Genomic DNA, 25775 nt, shown 5'->3' with positions numbered 1-25775 from the left:
TGCGGCGTACTCACGCCGCCATGACACCACGCCGGTGTGACGGAACCCCCGCCGCACCACGCCGACGATCGGGGGGCGCGGAAACCCGGTGGGCCGCGGGGACGGTCCCACCGGGCTCCGGCGCAGCGCGATCGGGGGACGGGGTCCGCGCCGCGCTCGGCCGGTCGGGCTCAGCCCGTCGGCGCCGGGGAGGGCCGCAGGGCCTTGCACTTCGCCAGGGCCCTGGCGACCGTCGGGTCGGCCTCGTCGGGGTTGCGCGAGGTCACGCCCTGGTCGCGCAGGCAGTTCCGGTACGCCGAGCCGGGCCCGCCGCGCCCGCCGCCGGGCCGCAGCGTCGGCCGGACGGACGCGCACGCCTGCTGCGCCTTGTCCCAGGTCGCCTGGTCGACGCTGTCCGGCTTGCGGAACGGCCCGCCGGGCCGCCGGCCCGGACCACCCGGCCCGTCACCCGGCCGCTCCTGCCCATCGCCACCGGGCCGCCCCTGCCCATCGCCGCTCGGTCCACCCGGCCCGCCCGGTCCGTCGCCGGGTCGACCCTCGCCCGGCCGGCCCTGCCCCTCGCCGCCCGGTCGTCCCTGGCCGTCGCCGCGCCCCGGCCGGCCGGACGGCAGTTGCAGCACCACGCCGTTGTCGCGCAGGCAGTTGACGTAAGCCGTGAACGCGCCGCCCCGCCCGCGGTCGCCGCCGGGTCCGTTCCCGGCCGCCGGTTCGTCGTCGCCGCCGCAGCCGGCCAGGACCAGCCCGCCCGCCACCAGGACGGCGCCGAGCGCCGCCATCGACCTACCTGTACGCCGCACCGGCTTCCTCCTCGGTGGAGTGGGTTCGGGCGAAAAGGGTGGGCCCGTGGGGACCGCCGCGGGGGCGGGTTTGCGACCAACAGCCAACGCCGCACACCTCGGAGTCCGGTCGGCCATAACTGGGAGTTACCTTTGAATTGATCGCAGACTATGAGGTAACTCCGAGGTTCGGTCCACCGCACCGTCAGCACGGACGGTGATACTCGCTCGGTATGGCGACCCGAATCCTCCCCCGAGGGCCCGCCTGGCTCCGCGGTGAACTGCGGAAACTGCCAGGACCGCCGCGCCTGCCGTGGCGCGGCGGCAGGCCGCGCCGCCCGCTGGCGGCGCTCGTCGCGACGCGCCGCCCGACCGGCCGCGGCCGGTGGCCGCGCCCCGACCGGCGGCAACTGCGCGTGATGCTCGGGCTGCTGGTCCTGTCCCAGGTCGCCGCCGCCGGCACCGCGTACGCGATCACCCGGGACGCCGCCCCCGGCGACCCCGCCGCCGCGGCCACGGTGGACCGGGGACCGGTGACGGTCCAGCTCTCGGCGACGGGGACGGTCGAGTCGACCCGGACCCGCAGCCTCGCCTTCACCGCCGACGGCACGGTCACCGCCGTCCGGGTCCGGGTCGGCGACCCGGTCCGGGTGGGGCAGGTGCTCGCCGCGATCGACAGCAGCGCCCTGGCCGAGCGGGTCGGGTTGGCGCGCACCGGCCTGGACCTGGCCGAGACGGCGCTGACCGAGGCCCGCGCCGCGGCCACCACCGCCGCGAACGCCGCCGCCGGCACCACGACCACAGACACCGCCGCGGCGGGCACCACCACGGACACCGCCGCGGCGGCGGGCACCGCGGTACCCGCCGCCGCGGCCGGCGCCACCGCGACCGCCGCCGGCACGGCGACCGCCGCGACCAACGGCGCGAGCGGCGGCGGGGTCGCACTGCGGCTGGTCGCCGAGTACGAGCCGCTGTACCACCCCGACGACGACCCCGACGCGGGCGAGCCCCCGGGCCGGCACCCGCGGCCGCGGCACCCGCGCCCACCGCACCCCTGCCCCTGCCCGAGCCCCTCCCCTTCCCCCACACCGACGGCGTCACCGTCCCCCACGAAGCCGCACCCGAGCACCCCCGGCGGCGGTACCGGCAACCCCGGCGGCTCCGGCGGACCGGGCAGTCCCGGCAACCCGGGCGGCGGCACGGGCACCGGCGGCGGCCGGAACGGCACCGGGAACGGGAACGGAAACGGCGGCGGCGGCGGCCAGAACGGCGGCCCCGGCGGGAACGGCACCGGCGGCGGACAGAACGGTTCCGGCCGGAACGGGCAGAACGGATCCGGCCGCGCCGGCAGCGCCCCGGGCGGCCGGAACGGCGACGGCCGGAGCGGGGCCGGGCAGGACGGCAGCGGCCAGGGCGGGGACGCGATCCTCTCCACCGAGCAGCGGGTCAACCGGGCCCGCCGCCAGCTCGCCGACCTCGAGGCCCAGCTCGCCGGCACCACCATCACCGCCCCGATCGCCGGCAAGGTCCTCGCCCTCGCCGGCAAGGTCGGCACCGCCGCCCGGGCAGGCGGCACGTTCATCGAGGTCAGCGACGTGAACCGGCTCCAGGTCGCGACCAGCTTCCCCGAGGCCGACGCCGGCCGGCTGGCCACCGGGCAGGCCGCGAGCGTGACCATCCCCGGCATCGCCGACCCGGTGCCGGCCACGGTCACCGCGGTCGACCCGGTCGGGACCACCACGAACGCGGTCGTGACGTACGGGGCGGTGCTCGGCTTCGCCCGCGCCCCCGCCGGCCTGCTGCTCGGGCAGAGCGCCCGGGTGCTCGTCACGGCCGGCGCGGTCCGCGACGCGGTCCGGGTGCCGACCGGCGCCGTGCACGACATCGCGGCCGGGCGGGGCACGGTCCGGGTGGTGGCCGACGGGCGGGCGAGCGACCGGCCGATCGGCGTCGGCGTGCAGGGCGATCAGTACATCGAGGTCACCTCCGGGCTGGCCGAGGGCGAGAGGGTCCGGACGGCATGGTGAGAGTGCGGCGCGCGGTGGCGCGCCCCGTCGCGGCGGCGGCCGCGCTGTCCGCCCGGACGAAGCGGCCGACGCTGCTGGTCAACGCGGTCCTGCTGGTACTGGTCGCCGGGTGCGGCTTCTGGGCGTACCGGGCGGTCACCGGCGGCGCCGACGAGCCCGCGGCGACGGGCGCGCGGACGGTGCCGGTGCTGACCGGCGACCTGACCGCGACGGTCGAGGCGGACGGCTCGGTGGCCAGCGCGCTGACGGCGGCGGCGGACTTCACCACCAGCGGTACGGTCACCGACATCCGGGTCCGGGTCGGCCAGCGGGTCGCCAAGGGCGCCACGCTGGCCACGGTGGACGCCGCGGCGGCCCGCCGCGGCCTGACGGCGGCGCGGGCGGACCTGTCGGCGGCCAACGACGCGGTGACCCGGGCGTCCGACGCCGGCCAGGACACCAGCCAGGCGCAGGCGCAGGTCACCGAGGCCGACCTCGCGGTGCGGGAGGCCCGGGACGCGGTCGCCGGCGCGACCCTGACCGCGCCGATCGCCGGCACGGTAACGAAGATCAACGGCAGCATCGGCGGCTCCTCCGGCGGCAGCGGAAGCAGCGGAAGCAGCGGCGGAAGCACGAGCGGCGGCACCGGCGGCGGGGCCGGCAACAACAGCGCCGGCCGCACCGGCACCGCCGCGTCGTCCGCGTCGACCGGCGGCACCAGCGGCTTCATCGAGCTGGCCGACCTCGGCCGGCTCCAGGTGACGGCGTCGTTCGCCGAGGCCGACGCGGTCAGGCTGCGCGTCGGCCAGGCCGCCACGGTCACCTGGAACGCCCTGGCCGACACCCGGGTCGAGGGCAAGGTCGTCACGATCGACCCCAACGCGACGAGCAGCAACGGCGTCGTCACGTACGCGGCCACGATCTCGCTGGCCGAGCGGCCCGCCGCCGCCCGCGCCGGCCAGACCGTCACCGCCAGCGTGGTCACCGGCCGGGCGACCGACACGGTGTACGTGGTGGCGGCCGCCGTCAACAAGGCCGGCAACCGGCGCACGGTGACCGTGCTGGAGAACGGCCGGCAGACCGTCCGGCAGGTGCGGGTGGGCCTGGAGAGCGCGGCGTTCGTCGAGATCGCCGAGGGCGTCGAGCCCGGCGAGCAGGTGGTCCTGCCCACCCCGACCGGTACCGGGCAGAACGGCCGCGGCCAGGGCGGCTTCGGCCCCGGCGGCTTCGGCATCGGCGGCGGGGGCCGCGGACCCGGCGGCGGCGGCCAGGGCGGTGGTCGCGGATGACCGCCCCCGCCGCCCACCCGGTGCTCGACCTGGCCGGCGTCACCAAGGTGTACGGCGAGGGCGAGGCCACCGTCCGCGCGCTGCGCGGCGTCTCGGTCACCGTCGACCGCGGCGACTACCTGGCCATCATGGGCTCGTCCGGCTCCGGCAAGTCGACGCTGATGAACATCATCGGCTGCCTCGACGTCCCGACCGACGGCCGGTACCTGCTCGACGGCGTCGACGTCAGCGACCTGTCCGAGCGGCAGCTCTCGCTGGTCCGCAACCGGATGATCGGGTTCGTCTTCCAGGCGTTCAACCTGATCCCGCGGACGACCGCGCTGGCCAACGTCGAACTGCCGCTCGCGTACGCCGGGGTGAAGCCCGTCGAGCGCCGCCGCCGGGCCCGGGCCGCGCTCGCCGCGGTCGGGATGGAGGGCCGGACCGAGCACGAGCCCAACCAGCTCTCCGGCGGCCAGCAGCAGCGGGTCGCGGTCGCCCGGGCGCTGGTCACGATGCCGTCGCTGGTCCTGGCCGACGAGCCGACCGGCAACCTGGACAGCCGGTCCACGGCCGAGGTGCTGGACATCCTCGACGGCCTGCACGCCGCCGGCCGCACGATCGTCCTCATCACGCACGAGGCCGAGGTCGGCGAGCGCGCCGCCCGGCTGATCACGCTGCGCGACGGCGAGGTCGCCGCCGACGTCCGGCAGGGGGCGCGATGAACCTGCGCGAGGTCATCCGGTTCGCCCTGCGCGGGGTGGCCGCGAACAAGCTGCGCTCCGCCCTCACCGTCCTCGGCGTCCTCATCGGCGTCGCGTCGGTGATCCTGCTGGTCGCGGTCGGCACCGGCTCGGCGAGGGCGGTCAGCGACCGGATCGCCGCGCTGGGCGCCAGCACCGTCACCGTCCAGCCGACCGGGCGCGGCGGCACGGGCGGGCTGACCGTACCGGTGGCCGAGGCCCTGCGCGACCCGCTGCTAGCGCCCGACGTCAAGTCGGTGTCCCCGGTGGCCAGCACGTCGGGCACGCTGGCCTTCGAGGGCGTGGACCACGAGGTGAACCAGTTCATCGGTACCCGGGCCAGCTACTTCGCCGCCGCCAACATCCCGATCGCCCGCGGCGCCGCGTTCACCGACGCCGACGAGGCCGCCGGGCGCCGGGTGGTGCTGATCGGCGACACCGTGGCGACCGAGCTGTTCGGCCGGGTCGACCCGCTGGGCAAGCAGCTCACCGCGAACGGCACCCTGTTCACCGTCGGCGGCGTCCTCGGCCCGCGCGGCACGGCCGGCTTCGGCGACCCGAACGACGTGGTCATCGCGCCGCTGTCGGCCGTCCGGCAGACGCTGACCGGGTACGGGCAGCTCAGCTCGATCCTGGTCGAGGCCACCTCGGCGGCCCGGGTCAACGACGTGCAGACCCAGGTCGCGACGATCCTCGACCAGCGGCTGCGGGTCGCCGCCACGACCGGCACGGGGCAGAACGCCCGGACGCCGTACCGCATCCTCAACGCCACCCAGCTCCTCCAGACGCAGACGGAGACCGCGCAGACGTTCACCGTCCTGCTCGGCGCCGTCGCCGGGATCAGCCTGCTCGTCGGCGGGATCGGCATCACCAACATCATGCTCGTCACCGTCACCGAGCGGACCCGGGAGATCGGCATCCGCAAGGCGCTCGGCGCCCCGCGCTGGGTGATCCTGGCCCAGTTCCTCGTGGAGGCGACGCTGCTCAGCGTCGTCGGCGGGGCGCTGGGGGTGGGGGTGGCGCTGCTGGGCGCCCGGTTCCCGATCGTCGGCGTGGTGCCGGTGGTCGTACCGGCGTCGATCGCCCTGGCGCTCGGCGTCTCGATCGCCATCGGACTCATCTTCGGCGGCCTCCCCGCCAGCCGCGCGGCCGGGCTGCGGCCGATCGACGCCCTACGGTACGAGTGAGGCTCCCGTGAACGCTCTCCCCAGCGACCCGGCCGACACCCCACCGCCGTCCGCGGCGACGGCGCCCGCAGCACCGACCCCCGCCGAACCGGACGGCGCCGAACCGGACGCCGCGGAATCGGACGGCGCCGAACCGGACGCCGCGGAACCGGACGGCGCCGAACCGGACGCTGCCGAGTCGAGCACCCCGGAACCGGCGGTCGCGGAAGCGCCCGCCGACCCGTCCACTGCGGACCCGGCTGCCGCACCGCCGGTGGCCGCCGACGACGCAGCGGCCGGCGAACAGTGGTGGCTCCTCCCGCCGACGGACCACGACGCGGACACCGTGACACTGCCCCACACCGACCCGCCCGCCGCGACGCCCGCCGAGCCCGAGCCGACCGCACACCGCCTGCTCACCGACGGCGGCGCCGACGGCGACCCGCCGCCGGGCGGGCACGACCCGCTCGCCCCCGCCCCGCCCGCCGACGGGTTCGCCGACGAGCTGGCCGCCGCCGCCCCGCGCCGCTGGTGGAACCGCGGCACCGTGCTGCTCGGCCTCGTGCTCGTCCTCGGCGCGGGCTTCCTCGGCGGCGCGTACACCCAGCGGGCGGTCGGCGGCGGGGACGACGGCGGCGGCCGCGGCCGGGACGGCGGCCGCTTCCCCGGCGGCGGCCGGGACGGCCAGAACCGCCCCGGCGGCCAGAACGGCCCCGGCAGCGGGAACAACGGCAACAACCAGGGCCCCGGCAACAACGGCGGGCCGGGCGGCCAGACCGGCGCCGCCCCGATCACCGGCACGGTCAAGCTGGTCGACGGCCGGACGGTCTACGTCCAGACCGCAGACGGCGAGGTCGTCACCGTCCGGACCGGTACCCGCACCGCCGTCACGCTGGCCCGCCCGGCCACCCCGGCGCAGCTCGCCGTCGGCAGCCGGGTCACGGTCACCGGCGCCGCCGCCGACGACGGCACGGTCACGGCGACCGCGGTCACCGGTACGGCGAAGTAGCCCGGGTCGTCACCGGCCCGGGCGGCCGGTGCCGCGCCGGGGGGCGGCGGCGAGCATCCGGCCCGGCGGCGGCGCCGGGAACGCGGGCCGCGGCCGCGGCGGCGTCACTGCATCGGCAGCAGCACGCGGAACGTCGCGCCCTGGCCCGGCGCGGTGTCCAGGGCGACAGTGCCGCCGTGGCTGTGCACGATCGCCGAGACGATCGCCAGGCCCAGCCCGGCGCCGCCGCCCAGCGTCCGGCTGCGGCTCGGGTCCACCCGGTACAGCCGCTCGAACACCCGCTCGGCGTGCGACTCGGGGATGCCCTCGCCGGTGTCGGCGACCTCCAGCACCGCGACCGCGCCGGTCGCGCCGCCGAGCTTGTCCGGCCGGGCCTCGCGCCGCCCCACCCGGACGGTGATCGACGCGCTCTCCGGCGTGTGCTGGAGCGCGTTGTTGACCAGGTTCGCGGCGACCTGGCGCAGCCGCGGCTCGTCGCCGGGCAGCAGCACCGGCCCGCTGTCGGGGGCGGCGACCGTGATGGTCCGCTGCGGGGCCCGGACCAGGGCGTCCCGGACGGTGTCGGTGGCGATGGCCAGCAGGTCGACGGTCTCCCGGGCGAGCGGGCGCTGGATGTCCAGCCGGGCGAGCAGCAGCAGGTCGTCGACCAGCAGGCCCATCCGGGCGGCCTCGTCCTCGATCCGGCCCATGGTCTCGTCCAGCATCGCGCCGGGCGGGGCGCCGCCGCGCCGGTACAGCTCGGCGAAGCCCCGGATCGAGGTCAGCGGCGTGCGCAACTCGTGCGAGGCGTCGGCGAGAAACCGGCGCAGCCGGTGCTCGGACTGGGCCCGCGCGGCCACCTCGGCCTCCAGCCGGGACAGCATCCCGTTGAGCGTCGCGCCGAGCCGGCCGGGCTCGGTGTGCGGGTCGCCGGCGGGGACCCGGCGGGACAGGTCGCCGACGGTGATCCGCGCCGCCACCTCGCCCATCCGGGTCAGCGGCATCAGCCCGATCCGGACGACGACGTACCCGACCAGGCCGAGCAGCAGCAGGACCACCCCGCCGGCGGCGGCGTCGATGAGCAGCAGCGACCGGGTGGTGGCGTGCACCTCCTGCAGCGAGGCGGCGAGCACGGCCAGGCCGCCGTCGTCGCGCGGGCGGGCCAGGGTGCGCCAGGCGGTCGCGCCGTTGCCGATGGTGAACGGGCCCTTGCCGGCCCGCGCGCGCAGGTCGGCGTAGCCGGGCAGGACCGGCGGGCTGGCCTCGGGGTCGGTGCCGCTGCGCTCGATCAGGGTGCCGTCGGCCCGGTACTGGTACACGACGAAGTCCGAGCCCAGCGCCCGGTTGGGCGGGGTCCGCGCCGGGGTGCCGGGCGGCGGGGTGCGGACGGCCCGGTTGCTCATCCCGGTGAGCCGCTGGTCCACCTGCGCGACCAGGTACGTGCGCAGCAGCACCACCCCGGCGGTGTTCGCGGCAAGCAGGCCGGCGGCGGCGAGTAGGGAGAGGGCGACGGCGAGGCGGGCGCGCAGGGTCCACTGTCGCCAGCCGCGCCACCGGCGCCACCGGCGACCCGCGTCGGTCACGCGTCGGCGCCCCGCGGCAGGCGCAGCGCGTAGCCGACCCCGCGGACGGTGTGGATCAGCGCCGGGCCCTCCCGGTCGATCTTGCGGCGCAGGTAGTACACATAAGACTCCACGATCCGGCCGTCACCGCCGAAATCGTACTCCCACACGCGATCGAGGATCTGCGCTTTGCTGACCACCCGGCCGGCGTTGGCCAGCAGGTACCGCAGCAGCCGGAACTCCGTCGGCGACAGGTCGATCCGCCGGCCGCCCCGGCGCACCTCGTACGCGTCGGCGTCCAGTTCCAGGTCGGCGTAGCTGAGCACGGTGGGCTCGGCCGCGGTCGGCGGCTCCTCGGCGGTCTCCACGCCGGCCCGGCGCAGGATCGCCCGGATCCGCAGGACCACTTCCTCCAGGCTGAACGGCTTGGTCACGTAGTCGTCGGCGCCGACGCTGAGCCCGGCGATCCGGTCCTCCACGGCGTCCCGGGCGGTGAGGAACAGCACCGGGGTGGCGTGCCCGGCCTGGCGCAGCCGGCGGGCGACCTGGAAACCGTCCAGGTCGGGCAGCATCACGTCCAGCACGACCAGGTCGGGGTCGAACTCCTCGGCCGCGATCAGCGCCTCGTTGCCGGTCTCGGCGACCCGCACCTCGAACTGGATCAGTCGCAGGGTCGCCGACAGCAGCGCGGAGATGTTCGGCTCGTCGTCCACGACGAGCACGCGCGTGCCGGCCCCCGCCGCTTGGCTGCTGGCGCTCACCCGGGTCCTCCGCTCGCCGACTCGTCCCGATGTGCCGGTTCTAGCAGGACGACCTGTGCACGCCCTGAGGCGCGCCTGTGGCCGCGACCCGCCGCCCGGGCCCACCGCGCGGCCGGCGCCGGGGTCAGAGCCGGTCGGCGGCCGCCCGCTGGTCCCGGGCCAGCCGGTCGGTGGACGCCCGCTCGGCGGTCGCCTGCTCGGCCAGCGCGGCGTCGGCGGCCACGATGTGCCGGATCGCCTCGTCCACGTCGTCGGTGACCGTGAGCAGGTCCAGGTCGGCCTCGGCGATCTTGCCGGCGCCGGCCATCGCGGTGCGCATCCAGTCGACCAGGCCGCCCCAGTACGCCGTGCCCATCAGCACGACCGGGAACCGGGTCACCTTGCGCGTCTGGACGAGCGTGAGCGCCTCGAACAGCTCGTCCATCGTGCCGAACCCGCCGGGGAGCACGACGAACGCCTGGGCGTACTTGACGAACATCGTCTTGCGGGCGAAAAAGTACCGGAAGTCGATGCCCAGGTCGACCCACTCGTTCATGCCCTGCTCGAACGGCAACTCGATGCCGAGGCCCACGGACAGCCCGCCGGCCTCGGCGGCGCCCTTGTTCGCCGCCGCCATCACGCCCGGCCCGCCGCCGGTGATCACCGCGTACCCAGCGGCGGCCAGCGCCCGGCCGATCCGCTCGCCGAGCCGCCACTCGTCGCTGTCGGGCTTGCTGCGCGCCGAGCCGAAGACGCTGACCGCGGCGGGCAGGTCCGCCATCGTGTCGAAGCCCTCGACGAACTCGGACAGGATGCGCAGCGCCCGCCACGAGTCCTTGGTCTTCCAGTCCTCCCGCGAGCGGGAGTCCAGCAGCCGCTGGTCGGCGGTGCTCGGCGGGATCGAGTCCCGCCGGGTCAGTACGGCGCCGCTGTGCCGCTCGCGCCCGCGGCGCACCGGTGCGCGCTCGGCACCGCCGCGGCCGGGCGCGGCACCCGGGAGATCAGTCATGGTCACCACCGTAGTGTCTGTCGACTGTATCGGCGCAGACCGCAACCTTTTCCGCCCTTGAAGCGTCTATAACGTAAAGACGCGGGTATGCCGTGCATTACCCGTAACGGGGGAAAGGGGGCACCACCGATGATCCGCACCGATCTGGACCGCCGACGCCGTGTCCTGAATCGCCGCATCCGTGCGGCGGTCACCGCGCGCCGGCTCGCCGCGGCCGTCCGGGATCTCGACGCCAAGGATCTGACGCCGGACGAACGGATCCCCGCGGTCGCCTGATCGACGACCGTGCGCCGCCGGGCCGCCGACCCCGTCCGGGGTCAACCAAACGGATCGATCCCCGGCCCCCGCACCGCCCTCCATCCTGGACCCGCGCCCCGCCCCGGTCAGGCCGTCAGCCAATTGATCAGGGTCGCCGCCCCCTCGACGATCTTCGGAATCTCGACGTGCTCGTCCCGCTTGTGGGCGAGGTTGGGGTCGCCGGGCCCGAAGTTGATCGCCGGTACGCCGAGCGCCGAGAACCGGGCCACGTCCGTCCAGCCGAGCTTCGCCGCCGGGGTCGCGCCGACGGCGGCGATGAAGTCCCGGGCGGCCGGCTGGTCCAGGCCCGGCAGGGCGCCGCCGGCGGTGTCCAGGACGTCCAGCTCGTACCCCTCGAACACCGCCCGGACGTGGGCCACGGCGTCGGCCACCGACCGGTCCGGGGCGAACCGGAAGTTGACCACGATCGCGCACTCGTCCGGGATCACGTTGCCGGCCACCCCGCCGGAGATCCCGACGGCGTTGAGCCCCTCCCGGTACGTGCAGCCGTCGATCTCCACCTGCCGCGCCCGGTACGCGGCCAGCCGGGCCAGCGGCTCGGCGGCGGCGTGGATGGCGTTGCTGCCCAGCCACGAGCGGGCCGAGTGGGCCCGGACCCCGTCCAGCCGCACGGCCACCCGCAGGGTGCCCTGGCAGCCGGCCTCCACCCGCCCGTACGTCGGCTCCAGCAGCACCGCGAAGTCCGCGGCGAGCCACTCCGGGTGCACGGCGGAGACCAGCGTGAGGCCGTTGTACTCGGCCTCGATCTCCTCCGCCTCGTAGAACAGGAAGGTCAGGTCGTGCCGCGGCGCGGTCACGGTAGCGGCCGCGTGCAGGGCCAGCGCGGCGCCCGACTTCATGTCCGAGGTGCCGCAGCCCCAGAGGATGTCGCCCTCGGTCCGGCTCGGCCAGTTGTCGGCGAGCGGGACGGTGTCCAGGTGGCCGGCGAGCACGACCCGCTGGGCGCGGCCCAGGTCGGTCCGGGCCATGATCGTGTGCGAGTGCCGGGCGACGGTGAGGCCGGGGATGCGCCGCAGCGCCTCCTCGACGCAGTCGGCGATCTGCCGCTCGTTGCGGGACACGGACTCGATGTCCACCAATGTCCGGGTCAGGGCGACGGGATCGGCGAGGACCTCGGGGGTCAGCGGGTTACCCATGTCAGGCACGGTACCGTCACGTGCTATGACCGCACTGCACTCCCCCGCGTGGGGCATCGGGCTGGCCACCGTCACCGCCGACGGGCAGATCCTCGACACCTGGTACCCGGCCGGCAAGCTCGGCCTCGGCCCGGCGCCCGGCGACGCGGCGGCCGCGGCGGGCGACCCGGCGGCGGGGGCCGGCGCGCGCGGCCCGCTGGACGGGCCCGCGGGCGCCGCGCTGATCGGCCTGCCGGCCGGGGTGCTGGGCGACCGGCCGCTGCCGGGGCTGCGCAGCCGGGTCGTGGTGACGGTCGTCGAGTCGCTGGCCGACGCCCCGGTCGACGCCGCGGACGCGTACCTGCGGCTGCACCTGCTCTCGCACCGCCTGATCAAGCCGCACCAGGCCAACCTCGACGGGGTCTTCGGGCTGCTGGCCAACGTCGCCTGGACCAGCGCCGGCCCGGCCCCGGTGGACCGGGTGGACGAGCTGCGCGCGCTGGTCCGGGCCGGCGGCGGGACGCTGGTGGTGTACGGCATCGACAAGTTCCCGCGGATGGTCGACTACGTCACGCCGAGCGGCGTGCGGATCGGCGACGCCGACCGGGTCCGGCTCGGCGCCCACCTGGCGGCCGGCACGACGGTCATGCACGAGGGCTTCTGCAACTTCAACGCCGGCACGCTCGGCACCTCGATGGTGGAGGGCCGGATCAGCGCGGGCGTCGTCCTCGGCGACGGCACCGACCTGGGCGGCGGGGCGTCCATCATGGGCACGCTGTCCGGCGGCGGCAAGGAGACCATCTCGGTCGGCGAGCGGTGCCTGCTCGGCGCCAACGCCGGCGTCGGGATCTCGCTCGGCGACGACTGCGTGGTCGAGGCCGGCTGCTACGTCACCGCCGGTTCCAAGATCGCCCTGCCGGACGGCCGGGTGGTCAAGGCCCGCGACCTGTCCGGCGTGCCGAACCTCCAGTTCTGGCGCAACGCGCAGTCCGGCGCGCTGGAGGCCCGGCCGCGGTCCGGCCAGGGCATCGCGCTGAACAGCGACCTGCACGCGCACAACTGACGCCGCGCGGCGCCGGGCGGGCCACCCGCCCGGCGCGGCCGGCGGTCAGCGCTCCGGCGGCGTCCCGCCGGCCGGGGCGAGCGCGTCCAGGGCGTCCAGCTCGGTGTCCAGCGCGGCCAGCGTGGTCGCGGTGGCCTGCCGGCGGGACAGCGCGGTGCGGTACGCCGTCTCGTACCCCAGGGCGAGCTTCTCGGCGCTGAAGTGCGCCGCCACCCTGGCCCGGCAGGCGGCCGGGTCGATCTCGCCGACCCGGGCCATCGCGGCCGGCAGCTCGGCCGGGTCGTCGCAGATGAACCCGGTCTCGCCGTGCACCAGCACCTCCGGGACCGCGCCGCCGCGCAGCGCGACCACCGGCGTGCCGCAGGCCATCGCCTCGATCATCACCATGCCGAACGGCTCCTCCCAGCGGATCGGGAAGAGCAGGCAGCGGGCGCCGGCCAGCAGCTCGCGCTTGGCGGTGGCGTCGGCGACGCCGAATACCTCGTCGGTGTCGCGCAGCCGCGGCTCGACCTCGGCCCGGAAGTACGCCTGCTCCGGCGGCTCGGCGCACTTGCCGGCGAGGATCAGCCGGACGCCGGCCGCGTGCGCGGCCTCGACGGCCAGGTGCGGGGCCTTGGTCGGATGGAACCGGCCGAGGAAGAGGGCGTAGTCGCCCTTCTCCTCGCGGTACGGCCAGGTTTCGAGGGTCAGCGCGTTGTGCACGGTGCCGGCCCAGTTCAGGTCGCGCGCCATCGCCCGCTGCCGGTCGCTGATCGCGACCAGGTCGATGTCGGTGCCCAGCGCCCGGTAGTACCGGTACAGGTCGCCGTCCACCGGGCCGTGCACGGTCACCACGGTCGGCAGGCCGAGGTGCGCGTACGCCGGGGCGTTGAGCGGCCCGGACGTCGTGTTGTCGTGCACCACGTCGAGGCCGCCGCGCAGCGCCAGGTGCTCGACCGCGCGCCGGCTGACCGCCGCGTGCACCAGCTCGGGGAAGGGCTCGCCGAGTCGTTCGGGGATCGTCCGGTCCCACACCGGCAGGAAGTCCGCGGCCGTGCCCGGCTTTCCGGCGCCGATCAGCGTCACCCGGTGGCCGCGCGCCACGAGCGCGTCGGCGAGGTCCGCCACGACGGCCTCGACCCCGCCGTACGCGGCGGGCGGCACGTCGAAGTACGGGGGCACGACCAGCGCGATCCGAAGTGGATCCCTCGTCCCGCTACCCACCTGGATCTCCTCCTGCCTGCGGCGGCGCCCAACCCCGGGTCCTTTCTCACCATAGAGTCAACAGCAGGGCAACTCTGGTCGAATACGCCGAATTACGGCTGAAAGTTCCATATCCTCACGCCGTCCGGGCGCGTACCCGTGCCGCACCGGCAGCATGCCACCCTGGGTGTGCAAGAAGGTGGACAGAAACTTGCGGCCGCCGGGGCGCCCGCTGACGATGGACCCGACTCGGGGAGGACCACTTGGCGGCAGGAGCGATAGCGGCGGCCCGTGGCTGCCTGCTCGGCCTCGTCCTGGGCGACGCGATCGGCGCGACGGCGGGCCTCGTCCCCGACGCCGGCAGCCTCGCCGCCACCAGCGGCGGGCAACTCGCCTGCTTCACCGTGGACGGGCTCATCCGGGCCGACGTCCGGTCGGCGCTCCAGGGGCCGTTCGACCCGCCGCACGCGGTCTGGCGCGCGTACCGGCGGTGGGCCGCCCTGCAGGGCGTCATCGACCCCGACGGCACCGGCGAGCCGTTCCTCGACGGCTGGCTCGCCGAGGTGCCCGTGCTCGCGCAGGTGCGTGGCCCCGCCCCGGCCACCATCGCCGCGCTGCGCGGCGGCCCCGGCGGCGCGCCGGACACCGCGCCGCCGCGGGTCACCCACGGCCCGCGCGCGGTCATCCGGACCCTGCCGGTCGGCATGTACGCCCGGGCCGGCCAGGCCGCCCGGCTCGCCGCCGACATCGCCGCGCTCACCCACCGGGACGACGCGCTCGTCGCCGCCGGGTACGCGGCCACCGCGATCCAGCTCCTCAGCGAGGACGCCACCATCGGCCACGCCACCTCGGTCGCCGAGGAGCGGGCCGTGCGGCTCGGCCTCGGGCCCGTCCCGGCGGAGTTCCGGGGCGCCGCCGACGAGGCCGCGGCCGACCCGCGGGCCGCCGTCCGGCTGGCCGAGTGGGCCGGCGCCGGCACCGCGGTCGGCGCGGTCGCCGGGGCGCTGTACGTCGTCGCGTCCTTCCCGGAGCGGGACAGCATCCGGGACGCGATCCTGTTCGCCGCCGCGGCCGGCGACGGCGGCCACGTCGCCACGATCACCGGCGCGCTGCTCGGCGCCCGGCACGGCCCGGACCCGCTGCCGGTGGACTGGCTGTCCCGGCTCGAACTGGTCTGGGTGGCCGACCTGCTCAGCCGCGACCTGGTCCGGCAGATGAGCCAGAGCCCCGCCGGCACCGACGGCTCGACGCCGACCGACCCGTACTGGTGGGACCGCTACCCGGGCTGGTGACCCGCGGCCCGGTCCGCGCCGGGGAACGCCGTCGGCGGGGTCAGGGTGAACCGCAGCTCCACCGCCGCGGTGACGCTCTGCGGGACCGGCGTCAGGTCCAGCACTGTCGACTCGGCGGCCGCGTAGGCCATCCGGGCGCCCCCGCCGCCGCCGTACCCGCCGGAGGTGCCCGGGTCGCTGATCGCGACCAGGCGGTCCAGCGCGGCGCCGACCGCCGCGGCGTACTCCCGGGCCCGGCCGACCGCGTCGTCCACCGCCGCGCGGCGGGCCGCCGACCCGGCCGGGGACTGCGGGCGCAGCTCCCACCACGGCCCGGCGACGGACACGTGGTCGAGCCCGCCGAGCGCGGCCAGCAGCTCGCCGAGCGCGGCGAAGTCGGTGACGGTCACGGTGACGCCCAGGCTGGCCACGTACGCGGCGACCCGCTGGTTGTCGCCGGTCAGCTCCGGATACACCTGGAGCGCGCCGTCGTCGCGCCGCTCGATCGCCGCGGCCCGCTCGTCCAGCGCCGCGCGGACGTCGGCGACCCGGGCGGTCAGCGTGCGCAGGGCGGCCTCGCGCTCGCCGGCGCGGACGGTCACGGTGGCGGAGAGCCGGGCCAGCTCGGGGTCGGCGTCGACGGTGGCCTCGCCGCGGACGGCGACGTACGGGGTGTCGGTCATGCCCCGACGCTAGCCCGGGCACCGCCCGCCGGCACCCCGACGCCCGTCGATCCCACCGAACCGCACGCCCGGTGACCGACCGCCGGCAGGCCGTGGCCGCCGACGGCGCGACCCGGTGCCGCCGACCGGCGCGACGCAGGGTTCGCGGGGCCCGGTGACGGGGTTGCCGGGCCCGGTGGCGCGGCCGGCCAGACAGTCAGGCGGGCCACGGCCGCGCGGTCGGTCAGGCGGTCAGGCGGGCCACGGCGGCGCGGGTGTGGGCGTCGCTGACGGTCAGCGCCACCCGGGCGTGCCGCCCGCCGCCGGGGCCGTAGAACGTGCCCGGCGCCACCAGCAGGCCGCGGTCGGCGAACCACTCCACCGTGGACGCCGCCGGCTCGTCCCGGGTCACCCACAGGTACAGCCCGGCCGTCGAGTGCTCCACCCGGAAGCCGGCCGCCTCCAGCACCGGCCGCAGCGCGGCCCGGCGGGCGGCGTACCGGCCCCGCTGGACCGCCACGTGCGCCTCGTCGTCCAGCGCCGCGACCATCGCCGCCTGCACCGGCGCCGGCACGATCAGCCCGGCGTGCTTGCGGACCAGCAGCAGCTCGTCCACGATCGCCGGGTCGCCGGCGACGAACGCCGCCCGGTACCCGGCCAGGTTCGACCGCTTGGACAGCGAGTGCACCGCGAGGATCCCCCGGTGGTCCCCGCCGTTGACCTCCGGGTCGAGGACCGAGACCGGCTCCTCCTCCCAGCCCAGCGGCAGGTAGCACTCGTCCGAGGCGACGACGGCGCCGCGCTCGCGGGCCCAGTCGACGACCTTGCGCAGGTGGGCCGCGGGCAGCACCCGGCCGGTCGGGTTGCCCGGCGAGTTGACCCAGACCAGCTTCACCCGCGGGTCCGGGCCGACCGCGGTCAGCGCGTCGGACCGGACGCCGGTCGCCCCGGCCAGCCGTACCCCCACCTCGTACGTGGGGTAGCTCACCTCGGGGAACACGACCACGTCGCCGGGGCCGACGCCGAGCAGCGTCGGCAGCCAGGCGACCAGCTCCTTGGAGCCCACGGTCGGCAGCACGCCGAAGCCGGGCTCGGCCCGGCAGGCGCGGACGCACCAGCGGCTGATCGCGGCGCGCAGCGCCGGGCTGCCGGCGGTGAGCGGGTAGCCGGGGGTGTCGGTGGCGTCGGCCAGGGCCCGCCGGACCGCGTCCGGGACCGGGTCGACCGGCGCCCCCATCGACAGGTCGATCAGCCCGTCGGGGTGGGCGGCGGCGCGCTGCTTGGCGGGGGCGAGCTGGTCCCAGGGGAAGTCGGGCAGGTGGGCCGACACGGCGCTCAGTGGTCGCCCTCCTTCGGCGGCTGCGCGGCCACGAACGCCGTGTCCGCCTCGATCTTCCCGACCTTCGAGGCCCCGCCGGGGGAGCCCAGGTCGTTGAAGAACTCGTAGTTGGCGTTCGTGTAGTCCTTCCACTGCTCCGGGACGTCGTCCTCGTAGAAGATCGCCTCGACGGGGCAGACCGGCTCGCACGCACCGCAGTCGACACACTCGTCGGGGTGGATGTACAGCATCCGGCCCCCCTCGTAGATGCAGTCGACCGGGCACTCCTCGATGCAGGCCTTGTCGAGAACATCGACGCACGGCTCGGCGATGATGTAAGTCACGGGTCTTCCCTTCACAGTGCCCGTACGCTGATGGCCCGCGCGGGGCCGGGTACGCGATGGGGCCGCGTGTGCACGACCCTCAGCAGCCTAGTATCCAGTCGCCGCCCCGCGCCCGGCAGGCGCGTGGTTCCCGACGTACCCCCGGGGAGGGCATTCGTGCTCGGAAACGACGATCTCGGGCATCGCGTCGTGGTCCGCGCGCGGGCCGGCGAGCGCGCCGGGCGCCCCCTGTTCCGGGACCACCTCGGCACCCTGACCGACCTGTCCGACACGTCCCTGACCGTGGCCACCGCCGCCGGCCCGGTGACGGTCCCGCTGGCCGCCGTGCACCGCGCCAAGCGCGTCCCGCCGCGCCCGGACCGCCCGCCCCGCTCCCCCGCGCCCGGCTAGCTGCGCGGCAGGCGGGCCTCGGCGCGCTTGGCCTCGGCGTACCGGCGCAGCCCGCGCGACCGGGCGTCCAACCCCAGCGCCGTCACCGCCCCGAGGCCGATCAGCGCACCCACGATCGAGACGCCGCCCCACTGCCAGATCTGCTTGAAGAACTCCCCCGCCCCGTACGTGAACGGGCCGGCCCCGCTGGCGAACGGCCCGACCAGCACCGCCAGCAGCAGCGCGCCGCCGCTGGCCAGGGCGAGGTCCGCCGCCCACGCGCCGACCGGCCGGTACCGGCTCCACCACGCCGCGAGGCCCAGGCAGGCCAGGCCGACGGCGGCGAGCATGCTCAGCGTCACGGCGTCGGCGGCCAGCCCGTCGTCGGCGTACCACAGCCGGACCACCAGCCGGGCCACCAGGTTGACCGCGAACAGCCCGCCGGCGATCACCGCGACGGTTCGCCAGCGGGCCGGGAATGCTCTCTCCGCCATGGGACTGTCTTAGTCCGTTTCCGGGCCGGACACCAGCCCACGCGCCCGGAGCGGTCAGTGCGGCGCGGGCGGCGGGGCGGCCGGGCGCGGGGTGTGGCGAGCATCATCCGGTACATCGCGATGCCGAACGCCAGCGAGCCGGCGACGTTGACCAGCACCGCGAACACGCCGGTGGCCAGCAGGTCGCCCTCGCTGCGCCGGCCGGCGGCCAGCAGCATCACCATCAGCCAGGCGACGAACGCCAGCAGCGCCGGCCAGCGGGCGCCGGTGGCGGCCTCGGTGAACCGCGGCAGCAGGTAGTTGACGGCCACCGCGAGCAGCACGCACAGGCCGACCGGGATGCCGCCGACCCGCAGCGGCACCAGGATCAGCTCCAGCGCCCCGGTGAGCACGGCGAGCAGCACGGCGAGGACGCCGCCGGTGATCCGCAGCGCCCGGTCCACCGGCCCCCGCCACCGTTCGGGGATGAGCGGCGGCACGGGCTCGGCCGGGTCGCCGGGGGGCGGGCCCGGCTCGGCCGCGGCGGCCGGACCGGGGTCGGGCGGGCCCGCGGGGTCGGTCACGCGTCCAGCCCCGCGAACAGGTCGGTCTCCCAGCCGTACGGCCCCTCGCCCGGCCCCGGCTTACCCAGGGCCAGCCGGTAGTGCTCGATGCCGAGGAACTCCCCGCCGAAGTTCGACGCCATCGAGAACAGCCACGACGTCGGCGGCACCTGGGTGGCGTGGGCGCGCAGCGCGGCCAGCTTCGCCGCCTGGAACTCCGGCGCGTACACCGCCGCGGCGATCTCCTCGTCCGGCGTGCCGAACGGCAGGTCCTCGGCGCGCTCCACCCCGGCGAACGGGTTGTCGGTCGACTCGCGGAAGTGGGCGATCCCGGCGGCGAGCGCGGAGAACGGCACCGCCGTCCAGTAGATCTTGTCCGGGGCGTCCGGTCCGGCCAGCTCGGCCGCCCGCATCGCCACCCGGTGCGCCTGGATGTGGTCGGGGTGCCCGTAGAAGCCGTTCGGGTCGTACGTCACCAGCACCTGCGGCCGGACCTCGCGCAGCACGTCGACCAGGTACGCCGCCGCCGCGTCGACGTCGGCCCGCCAGAAGCAGCGCGGGTTCTGGTTGGTCGGCTCGCCCATCATCCCGGAGTCGCGGAACCGGCCGGCCCCGCCGAGGAACCGCTGGTCGGCGACGCCGAGCGCGGCGCAGGCGCCGGCCAGCTCGGCGATCCGGTACCCGCCGAGCTGGTCGGCCTCGGCCGCCGCCAGGTGGGCCAGCTCGGGTACGTGGATCTCCCCCTCCTCGCCGAGCGTGCAGGTCACCAGAGTGACGTGCGCGCCGGCCGCGGCGTACCGGGCCATCGTGGCGCCCGTGCCGATGACCTCGTCGTCGGGGTGGGCGTGGACGAACACCATCCGACGGTCGCTGTTGATCCGAGGACCGCTGTTGATCCGACGCTCGCTGCTCACCGCGCCACTGTAGTCCGGGGGCCCGACCCCCCGCCGGGGCATCCGGACGGGTCGGTTTCGCCCGGGCGAGTTGCGGTGCCGGGGGTACCCGGGGGCCGGGGATGGGGGAGGATCGACGGGTGGACTTTCCGGAGTTGGCGGCACGCACCCATCGTTTCCGGTACGGCATGGTTCGGGCGGTCTCCGTCGCGGCGGACGGCTCCCGCGTGCTCTACCTGCGCTCGCAGGGTCCGGAGGACCCGGTCGACCGGCTGTGGTCGTACGAGGTGGGCAGCGGCGAGACCCGGCTCGTGGCCGACCCGGCCGCGCTGGGCGAGGGCGGCGAGCTGCCGGCGCACGAGCGGGCGCTGCGCGAGCGGATGCGGCTGGCCGCCGAGGGCATCGGCAGCTACGCCGCCGACCCGGCCGCCCGGGTGGCCGCGTTCACCCTGGCCGGCCGCCTGTACCGGGCGGAGCCGGCCACCGGCGCGGTGACCGCGATCGGCACCGCCGGCCCCGTCGTCGACCCCCGCCCGGACCCCACGGGCACCCGGATCGGGTACGTGACCGACGGCGCCCTGCGGGTCGTCGACGCCGACGGCCGGGACACGCTGCTGGCCAGCGAGCCCGGCGCCTCGATCACCTGGGGCCTGGCCGACCACGTGGCGGCGGAGGAGTTCGGCCGGCACCGCGGCTGGTGGTGGTCGCCCGACGGCCGGACGGTGCTCGCCGCCCGGGTCGACAACACCCGGGTCGCCCGCTGGTACCTGCACGACCCGAGCAAGCCGGAGGAGCCGCCGCACGAGGTCGCGTACCCCCGGGCCGGCACCGCCAACGCCGAGGTCTCGCTGCACCTGCTCGACCTCGACGGCGGCTGGGTGGACGTGCGCTGGGACCGCGAGCTGTACCCGTACGTCGTGGCCGCCCAGTGGGCCGACGGCGGCCCGCTCATCACCGTGCTGCGGCGCAGCCAGCAGCACGGCCTGGTGCTGGCCATCGACGCCCGCACCGGCGAGACCCAGGTGCACGCCGAGCTGACCGACACCCGCTGGGTCGAGCCGATCGACGGCACCCCGCTGCACCTGCCCGACGGCCGGGTGCTGGTCGGCGGCGAGCTGCTGCACGACGGGTACGACGCCCGCTGCCTGTTCGCCGACGGCACCCTGCTCACCCCGCCCTCGCTGTACGTCCGCCGGGTGGTCGGCGCGGCCGACGGCGACCTGCTGGTCGAGGGCAGCGACGGCGAGCCCAGCGAGCAGCACCTGTTCCGGGTCCGCACCGCCGTCGCGACGACCGGCGTGGACGCCCAGCGCCTCACCCACGAGCCCGGCTGGCACGTCGCCGCGGTCGCCGGCGACGTGCTCGCGATCGGCCGGGCCTGCCTGGACCACACCGGCACCGTCTGGTCGGTCCGCCGCGGCGGGGTCGAGCTGGCCACCCTGCCGAACGTCGGCGCCACTCCCCCGTACGCCCCGCGCCCGCTGCTGGACCGGGTCACCGACCGTGCGTTGCCCGCGGCGGTGCTGTACCCGACCGGGCACGTCGCCGGCCGCCGGCTGCCGGTCCTGCTGGACATCTACGGCGGCCCGGGCGGCCAGGAGGTCCTGGCCATCCGCAACTACTGGCTGGCCCGGCAGTGGTTCGCCGACGCCGGCTTCGCCGTCGTCTCGATCGACAACCGGGGCACCCCGGGCGTGGCCCCGTCGTTCGAGAAGGCGATCTACCGCCGGATGGCCGACGTGGTCCTCGCCGACCAGGTCGACGGCCTGCGCGCGCTCGCCGACAAGCACCCCGACCTGGACCTGGAGCGCGTGGGCATCCGCGGCTGGTCGTTCGGCGGCTGGCTCGCCGCCCTGGCGGTCCTGCGCCGCCCGGACGTGTTCCGCTGCGGCGTCGCGGGCGCCCCGGTGACGGACTGGACGCTGTACGACACCGGCTACACCGAGCGCTACCTGGGCGCCCCCGACGACGGCACCGACGTGTACGCCCACCACAGCCTGCTCGACCTCGCGGCCGAGCCGCCGATCCGGCCGGACGAGGCGCGGCCGCTGCTGCTGGCGCACGGGCTGGTGGACGACAACGTGGTGGCGGCGCACACGCTGCGGCTGTCGGCGGAGCTGCTGCGGACGGGCCGGCCGCACGCGGTGCTGCCGCTGCCGGGGGCGTCGCACATGGCGGCGGGCGGGATCGGGCCGCGGCTGCTGCGGCTGGAGCGCGAGTTCCTCGTCCGCCACCTCGCCCCGTAGCGCGGCGGACCGTCGCGGCCACGCCGAACGGGTGCATGGGCGAGACCCACAATCGAATCGAACGGATCGACGGGAGCCTTCAGGTAACGCCCGCGCCGACCCCCCGCCATCGGGCGATCTCGCATCGGCTCGCGCGGCTTCTGGAGGAGCCGGCCGCCGCCGCGGGCCTGCTCGTCCTGCCCGCGGTCAACCTGCGGCTGAAGCCCGGCCGCATCCCCATTCCGGACCTGGTGCTCGCCGACGCCGCGATCGACCGCGACGAGCTGGTCGTTCCCGCGGAGCGGGTGGCCCTGGTGGCCGAGATCTTCTCGCCGAGCACGGCGATGACCGACCGAGTACAGAAGATGCACGTGTACGCCGCGGCGGGCATCGACCACTACCTACTACTGGTGGAGCCCCGCGGGCCGCGGCTGCACCTGCACCGCCGCGAGGGCGACACGTACGCCGAGGGGGTCGCGGCCGGCCCGGGCGCGCGGCTGGAGCTGACCGACCCGGTCCGGGTGACGATCGACCCGGCGGCCCTGCTGCCGTGAATCAGCCGGCCCGCCGTGGCACCCGACATGGCACGCACTGGCAAGTTGCCGCGAGGTGGCAAGGGCAGCCAACCGAACGTTCGTTCACATAGGGTCGGCGGGTGACGGAATTCGAGGCGGCCGAGGCCGCTGTCCAGGCTGCGCTGGACGCCGGAGCGCGGTACGCCGACGCCCGGCTGATGCACCGGCGCTACGAATCGATGGATGCCCGCAACGGCGAGGTGGAGCAGCTCACCCGCGAGGAGGACGCCGGCATCGGCGTCCGCGCGCTGGTGGGCAGTTCGTGGGGTTTCTTCGCCCTGCCCGAGACCGGTACCGCGGCGGCGCGGGCCGCCGGCCACCGGGCCGCGGAGATCGCCGAGGCGAGCGCGACGGTCGCCGGGCCGGCGACCGACCTCGCCCCGGCCGAGCCGGTGGTGGCGAGCTGGTCGTCGCCCTGCGGCACCGACCCGCTGGACGTGCCGCTGTCGGTCAAGGGCGACCTGCTGGTCGGCGTGACGGCGGCGATGCGGTCGGCGGGCGCGGACCTGGCGACGGCGCTGTACCGGGTGTGGGACACGTCGAAGTGGTTCGTCTCCTCCGACGGGCACCGGATCGACCAACGGACCCGGGAATGCGGCGGCGGGATGTCGGCGCTGGCGATCGGCGACGGCGAGACCCAGATCCGGTCGTACCCGTCGTCCACTGGCGACTACCGGACGGCCGGCTGGGAGTTCGTGGAGTCGCTGGCGCTGCCGGCGCACGCCGAGCGGATCGCCGCGGAGGCGCGGCAGTTGCTGACCGCGCCGGCGTGCCCGGCGGGCGAGACGACGCTGATCCTCGGTGGGGAGCAGCTCGCGCTGCAGATCCACGAGTCGGTCGGGCACGCGATCGAGCTGGACCGGATCCTGGGCTGGGAGGCGGCGTTCGCCGGTACGTCCTGGTTGGACCTGGCGAAGCTGGGCAGCCTGAAGTACGGCTCGCCGCTGATGAACATCACCATCGACCCGACGATCCCCGGCGCGCTGGGCAGCTTCGGCTTCGACGACGAGGGCACGCCGGCCGCGGCCCGGTACGCGGTCCGGGAGGGCATCTGGACCGGCGTGCTGGCGGGCCGCGACTCGGCCGCGGCGGCGGGGCTGGACTACGCCGGCAGCGTCCGGTCGGACGGCTGGTCGCGGCTGCCGATGGTCCGGATGACCAACGTCGGGCTGGAGCCGGGGCCGCACACGCTGGACGAGATCATCGCCGCGACCGACGACGGCGTGTTCATGGAGACGAACCGGTCCTGGTCGATCGACGACCGGCGGCTGAACTTCCAGTTCGGCTGCGAGATCGGGTACGAGATCAAGAACGGCAAGCGCGGGCGGATGCTGCGCAACCCCACCTACACGGGCATCGGGCCGGTGTTCTGGGGGTCGATGGACATGCTGTCGTCGGAGATCGTGCCGTGGGGCACGCCGAACTGCGGCAAGGGGCAGCCGGGCCAGGTCGGCCACACCGGGCACCCGGCGGCGCCGGCCCGGTTCCGCAACGTACGGGTGGGGGTGACGGGATGACGCGCGAGCTGGAGCTGGCCGCCCGGGTGCTGGCCGAGGTGCGGCGGGCCGGCGGCGGCGACGCCGAGGTGTCGGTGCGGCACGCCGCGAACGGGCTGACCCGGTTCGCGAACTCGGTGATCCACCAGAACGTCGCCGACGAGGTCACCGCGGTGTCGCTGCGGCTGCACCTGGACGGCCGGACGGTCACCGGCTCGACCACGCTGACCGGCGACGACGGGCTGGCCGGGCTGGTCGCCCGGGCCCGGGCGTCGGCCGAGCTGTGCCCGCCGGACCCGCACTGGCCGGGGCTGTCCCCGGCGGCGCCGGCGGCGGGCGCGGCGGGGTACGACGACGCGACCGCCGCGGCGACGCCGGGCGACCGGGCCGCCGCGGTGCGGGCGTTCGTGGCCGCCGCCGACGGGCTGCCCACGGCCGGGTACTGCCGGACGGGGACGATCGCCGCGGCCTTCGCCAACAGCGCGGGCCAGCAGCTCACGGCCGCGCTCACCGAGGCGGCGATCGACGGCATCGCCCGGGCGCCGGGCGCGGACGCGGTGGCCCGCGACTCGGGGCCGCGGCTCGGCCCGCTGGACGGCGGCGCGCTGGGCGCCAGGGCCGCGGCGAAGGCGCGCGCCGCGACCGGGGCGGCGGACCTGCCGCCGGGGGTGTACGAGGTGGTGTTGGAGCCCGGCGCCGTCTCCGACGTGCTGGAGAACCTGTCCGCGTTCGGCTTCAACGGGCGGGCGTTCGCCGAGCGGCGCAGCTTCGCCGCGCCGGGCGAGGCCCAGTTCGACCCGGCGGTGACGATCGTCGACGACGTGGCCGGCGGCGGGCTGCCGTTCGACGTCGAGGGCACCCCGCGCGGCCGGCTGGCGCTGGTCGAGGCGGGCGTGACCGGGGGCGTGGCGCACGACCGGCGGACCGCGGCCGAGGCGGGCGCGGCCTCGACCGGGCACGCCGGGCCCGAGGTGGCCTGGGGGCCGTTCCCGGCGTACGTGGCGCTGGAACCGGGCGCCGGGCCGCACGCGCCGACGGCCGACCCGCACCCGGCGGTGGACCCCGCCGCGGCGGCGCTGGTCGCGGGCGTCGAGCGGGGCCTGCTGGTGACCGACTTCTGGTACACCCGGGTGCTCGACCCGAAGTCGCTGGTGGTGACCGGGCTGACCCGCAACGGCATCTGGCTGATCGAGGACGGGAAGCTGGCCGGGCCGGTGTCGAACCTGCGCTTCACCCAGTCGTACCCGCGGGCGCTCGCGCCGGGCGCGGTCCGCGGGATCGGCGCGGTCCCGACGCGGGTGCCGGGCGAGTGGTTCGGCGGCTGGGTCAGCGCCCCGGCGCTGCACCTGGCGGGCTGGCACTTCACCGGCGGCGCGGCCGGCTGAGCCGGCGGCGGACCCGGTCGGGGCGGCGCGCCGCGACTCCGGTCGATGACAAGGGCGGGGTGGGTAAGTTAGGCTAACCTCACCCCGCCCCGTTGAGTGAGGTTATCCACATCCGGGGCCGGATGTGACGTGTGGACTTTCGTAACCCGTTAGCCACGCGCGAGACTCCCTGCGCACGTCGTCCACGAGTTACGGCGTAACGTGTGCACCTGCGTGCCGATCACCCTTCGGCGCGCACACGCGAGCGGCGCGGTCCGGCAGCCGG

24 protein-coding genes and 1 pseudogene are annotated in these 25775 nt (G+C 76.3%); 13 read left to right on the top strand and 12 right to left on the bottom strand.

From position 1 onward, the window contains the following. Positions 1 to 170: 170 nt before the first annotated feature. Positions 171 to 797: a hypothetical protein gene (locus IEY94_RS16520; protein WP_189171092.1), complete on the bottom strand. Its 627-nt coding sequence runs from the start codon at positions 795 to 797 to the stop codon at positions 171 to 173. Positions 798 to 1195: 398 nt separating this feature from the next. Between IEY94_RS16520 and IEY94_RS24020 the strand changes: the two genes are divergently transcribed. Genes IEY94_RS24020 through IEY94_RS16495 form a run of 5 tightly spaced genes read left to right on the top strand, consistent with a single transcriptional unit; the run spans position 1196 to position 6968 of the window. Continuing rightward, positions 1196 to 2803: a permuted SH3 domain-containing protein gene (locus tag IEY94_RS24020; RefSeq protein ID WP_189171091.1), complete on the top strand. Its 1608-nt coding sequence runs from the start codon at positions 1196 to 1198 to the stop codon at positions 2801 to 2803. Continuing rightward, positions 2797 to 4071: an efflux RND transporter periplasmic adaptor subunit gene (locus tag IEY94_RS16510; protein ID WP_189171090.1), complete on the top strand. Its 1275-nt coding sequence runs from the start codon at positions 2797 to 2799 to the stop codon at positions 4069 to 4071. The genes IEY94_RS24020 and IEY94_RS16510 overlap by 7 nt, the downstream gene beginning before the upstream one ends. Next, positions 4068 to 4775 carry an ABC transporter ATP-binding protein gene (locus tag IEY94_RS16505; protein WP_189171089.1) on the top strand — a complete coding sequence of 236 codons (708 nt, stop codon included), beginning with the start codon at positions 4068 to 4070 and terminating at the stop codon, positions 4773 to 4775. The genes IEY94_RS16510 and IEY94_RS16505 overlap by 4 nt, the downstream gene beginning before the upstream one ends. Next, a complete protein-coding gene (locus IEY94_RS16500) occupies positions 4772 to 5980 on the top strand; it encodes an ABC transporter permease (protein WP_189171088.1) in 1209 nt (402 codons plus the stop codon). Before IEY94_RS16505 ends, IEY94_RS16500 begins: the two co-directional genes overlap by 4 nt. 7 nt (positions 5981 to 5987) lie before the next feature. Next, on the top strand, positions 5988 to 6968 hold the full coding sequence (locus tag IEY94_RS16495) for a hypothetical protein (RefSeq protein WP_189171087.1): 981 nt from the start codon (positions 5988 to 5990) through the stop codon (positions 6966 to 6968). 104 nt (positions 6969 to 7072) lie between these two features. Here IEY94_RS16495 and IEY94_RS16490 read toward each other — a convergent pair whose 3' ends face one another. From IEY94_RS16490 to IEY94_RS16480, 3 genes are all read right to left on the bottom strand, one after another. Then, a complete protein-coding gene (locus tag IEY94_RS16490; protein WP_189171086.1) occupies positions 7073 to 8530 on the bottom strand; it encodes a sensor histidine kinase in 1458 nt (485 codons plus the stop codon). Continuing rightward, positions 8527 to 9270 (bottom strand): response regulator transcription factor, encoded by a 744-nt coding sequence (locus tag IEY94_RS16485; protein ID WP_189171085.1) that lies wholly within the window; start codon positions 9268 to 9270, stop codon positions 8527 to 8529. The genes IEY94_RS16490 and IEY94_RS16485 overlap by 4 nt, the downstream gene beginning before the upstream one ends. Positions 9271 to 9394: 124 nt before the next feature. Next, positions 9395 to 10258, bottom strand: coding sequence for an LOG family protein (locus IEY94_RS16480; RefSeq protein WP_189171084.1), 864 nt, complete (start codon positions 10256 to 10258; stop codon positions 9395 to 9397). Between the two features lie 129 nt (positions 10259 to 10387). Between IEY94_RS16480 and IEY94_RS16475 the strand changes: the two genes are divergently transcribed. Next, positions 10388 to 10534 (top strand): hypothetical protein, encoded by a 147-nt coding sequence (locus IEY94_RS16475; protein WP_189171083.1) that lies wholly within the window; start codon positions 10388 to 10390, stop codon positions 10532 to 10534. Between the two features lie 107 nt (positions 10535 to 10641). Here the strand turns inward: IEY94_RS16475 and dapE are convergent, their stop codons facing one another. Continuing rightward, entirely contained in the window at positions 10642 to 11712 is a 1071-nt protein-coding gene (gene dapE / locus IEY94_RS16470) for a succinyl-diaminopimelate desuccinylase (RefSeq protein ID WP_189171082.1), read from the bottom strand. 25 nt (positions 11713 to 11737) lie between these two features. Between dapE and dapD the strand changes: the two genes are divergently transcribed. Next, positions 11738 to 12754, top strand: a complete 1017-nt coding sequence (gene dapD / locus IEY94_RS16465; protein WP_189171081.1) for a 2,3,4,5-tetrahydropyridine-2,6-dicarboxylate N-succinyltransferase — start codon at positions 11738 to 11740, stop codon at positions 12752 to 12754. 45 nt (positions 12755 to 12799) lie between these two features. Here the strand turns inward: dapD and IEY94_RS16460 are convergent, their stop codons facing one another. Then, a complete protein-coding gene (locus IEY94_RS16460; protein ID WP_229784093.1) occupies positions 12800 to 13957 on the bottom strand; it encodes a glycosyltransferase family 4 protein in 1158 nt (385 codons plus the stop codon). 242 nt (positions 13958 to 14199) lie between these two features. Between IEY94_RS16460 and IEY94_RS16455 the strand changes: the two genes are divergently transcribed. Further along, positions 14200 to 15228 (top strand): ADP-ribosylglycohydrolase family protein, encoded by a 1029-nt coding sequence (locus IEY94_RS16455; protein ID WP_189171080.1) that lies wholly within the window; start codon positions 14200 to 14202, stop codon positions 15226 to 15228. Here IEY94_RS16455 and IEY94_RS16450 read toward each other — a convergent pair. From IEY94_RS16450 to fdxA, 3 genes are all read right to left on the bottom strand, one after another. Next, on the bottom strand, positions 15213 to 15890 hold the full coding sequence (locus IEY94_RS16450; RefSeq protein WP_189171079.1) for an SIMPL domain-containing protein: 678 nt from the start codon (positions 15888 to 15890) through the stop codon (positions 15213 to 15215). The genes IEY94_RS16455 and IEY94_RS16450 overlap by 16 nt on opposite strands. Positions 15891 to 16113: 223 nt before the next feature. Then, a complete protein-coding gene (gene dapC, locus IEY94_RS16445; RefSeq protein WP_229784165.1) occupies positions 16114 to 17208 on the bottom strand; it encodes a succinyldiaminopimelate transaminase in 1095 nt (364 codons plus the stop codon). Then, a complete protein-coding gene (gene fdxA, locus IEY94_RS23640) occupies positions 17205 to 17531 on the bottom strand; it encodes a ferredoxin (protein ID WP_229784092.1) in 327 nt (108 codons plus the stop codon). The genes dapC and fdxA overlap by 4 nt, the downstream gene beginning before the upstream one ends. 156 nt (positions 17532 to 17687) lie before the next feature. On the opposite strand from fdxA, the pseudogene IEY94_RS16440 reads away from it, so the two are divergent. Next, positions 17688 to 17879 (top strand): annotated as a pseudogene (locus IEY94_RS16440) (GNAT family N-acetyltransferase); the annotation flags it as partial. A 38-nt stretch (positions 17880 to 17917) separates the two neighbouring features. On the opposite strand, the gene IEY94_RS16435 reads toward IEY94_RS16440, so the two are convergent. The 3 genes from IEY94_RS16435 to mshB are packed head-to-tail and all read right to left on the bottom strand — an operon-like array spanning position 17918 to position 19796. Next, the gene (locus IEY94_RS16435; RefSeq protein WP_189171076.1) at positions 17918 to 18394 is read right to left on the bottom strand and encodes a hypothetical protein; all 477 of its coding nucleotides are present in this window, start codon (positions 18392 to 18394) and stop codon (positions 17918 to 17920) included. Further along, positions 18349 to 18957, bottom strand: a complete 609-nt coding sequence (locus IEY94_RS16430) for a hypothetical protein (RefSeq protein ID WP_189171075.1) — start codon at positions 18955 to 18957, stop codon at positions 18349 to 18351. Before IEY94_RS16430 ends, IEY94_RS16435 begins: the two co-directional genes overlap by 46 nt. Further along, positions 18954 to 19796 (bottom strand): N-acetyl-1-D-myo-inositol-2-amino-2-deoxy-alpha-D-glucopyranoside deacetylase, encoded by an 843-nt coding sequence (mshB, locus tag IEY94_RS16425; protein ID WP_229784159.1) that lies wholly within the window; start codon positions 19794 to 19796, stop codon positions 18954 to 18956. Before mshB ends, IEY94_RS16430 begins: the two co-directional genes overlap by 4 nt. 173 nt (positions 19797 to 19969) lie before the next feature. Here mshB and IEY94_RS16420 point away from each other — a divergent pair, with 173 nt between their 5' ends. The 4 genes from IEY94_RS16420 to IEY94_RS16405 all read left to right on the top strand — a co-directional run bounded on the left by IEY94_RS16420 (position 19970) and on the right by IEY94_RS16405 (position 25510). After that, positions 19970 to 22075 carry a S9 family peptidase gene (locus tag IEY94_RS16420; protein ID WP_189171073.1) on the top strand — a complete coding sequence of 702 codons (2106 nt, stop codon included), beginning with the start codon at positions 19970 to 19972 and terminating at the stop codon, positions 22073 to 22075. Positions 22076 to 22110: 35 nt separating this feature from the next. Next, positions 22111 to 22608, top strand: a complete 498-nt coding sequence (locus IEY94_RS16415) for a Uma2 family endonuclease (protein ID WP_189171072.1) — start codon at positions 22111 to 22113, stop codon at positions 22606 to 22608. A gap of 101 nt (positions 22609 to 22709) precedes the next feature. After that, the gene (locus tag IEY94_RS16410) at positions 22710 to 24146 is read left to right on the top strand and encodes a TldD/PmbA family protein (protein WP_189171071.1); all 1437 of its coding nucleotides are present in this window, start codon (positions 22710 to 22712) and stop codon (positions 24144 to 24146) included. Further along, positions 24143 to 25510, top strand: coding sequence for a TldD/PmbA family protein (locus tag IEY94_RS16405; protein WP_189171070.1), 1368 nt, complete (start codon positions 24143 to 24145; stop codon positions 25508 to 25510). The genes IEY94_RS16410 and IEY94_RS16405 overlap by 4 nt, the downstream gene beginning before the upstream one ends. Positions 25511 to 25775 lie beyond the last annotated feature (265 nt).

This window comes from Pilimelia anulata, assembly GCF_014647895.1.
Lineage (GTDB): Bacteria > Actinomycetota > Actinomycetes > Mycobacteriales > Micromonosporaceae > Pilimelia > Pilimelia anulata.
This window is presented reverse-complemented; position numbering and strand designations above follow the sequence as displayed.

Coding starts and splice junctions, on each gene's coding strand:
- IEY94_RS16435 (WP_189171076.1), bottom strand. CDS start 18,394: ATGGCGGAGAGAGCATTCCCGGCCCGCTGGCGAACCGTCGCGGTGATC.
- IEY94_RS16510 (WP_189171090.1), top strand. CDS start 2,797: ATGGTGAGAGTGCGGCGCGCGGTGGCGCGCCCCGTCGCGGCGGCGGCC.
- IEY94_RS16475 (WP_189171083.1), top strand. CDS start 10,388: ATGATCCGCACCGATCTGGACCGCCGACGCCGTGTCCTGAATCGCCGC.
- IEY94_RS16450 (WP_189171079.1), bottom strand. CDS start 15,890: ATGACCGACACCCCGTACGTCGCCGTCCGCGGCGAGGCCACCGTCGAC.
- dapD (WP_189171081.1), top strand. CDS start 11,738: ATGACCGCACTGCACTCCCCCGCGTGGGGCATCGGGCTGGCCACCGTC.
- IEY94_RS16405 (WP_189171070.1), top strand. CDS start 24,143: ATGACGCGCGAGCTGGAGCTGGCCGCCCGGGTGCTGGCCGAGGTGCGG.
- IEY94_RS16505 (WP_189171089.1), top strand. CDS start 4,068: ATGACCGCCCCCGCCGCCCACCCGGTGCTCGACCTGGCCGGCGTCACC.
- dapE (WP_189171082.1), bottom strand. CDS start 11,712: ATGGGTAACCCGCTGACCCCCGAGGTCCTCGCCGATCCCGTCGCCCTG.
- mshB (WP_229784159.1), bottom strand. CDS start 19,796: ATGGTGTTCGTCCACGCCCACCCCGACGACGAGGTCATCGGCACGGGC.
- IEY94_RS24020 (WP_189171091.1), top strand. CDS start 1,196: ATGCTCGGGCTGCTGGTCCTGTCCCAGGTCGCCGCCGCCGGCACCGCG.
- IEY94_RS16415 (WP_189171072.1), top strand. CDS start 22,111: ATGGGCGAGACCCACAATCGAATCGAACGGATCGACGGGAGCCTTCAG.
- IEY94_RS16480 (WP_189171084.1), bottom strand. CDS start 10,258: ATGACTGATCTCCCGGGTGCCGCGCCCGGCCGCGGCGGTGCCGAGCGC.
- IEY94_RS16500 (WP_189171088.1), top strand. CDS start 4,772: ATGAACCTGCGCGAGGTCATCCGGTTCGCCCTGCGCGGGGTGGCCGCG.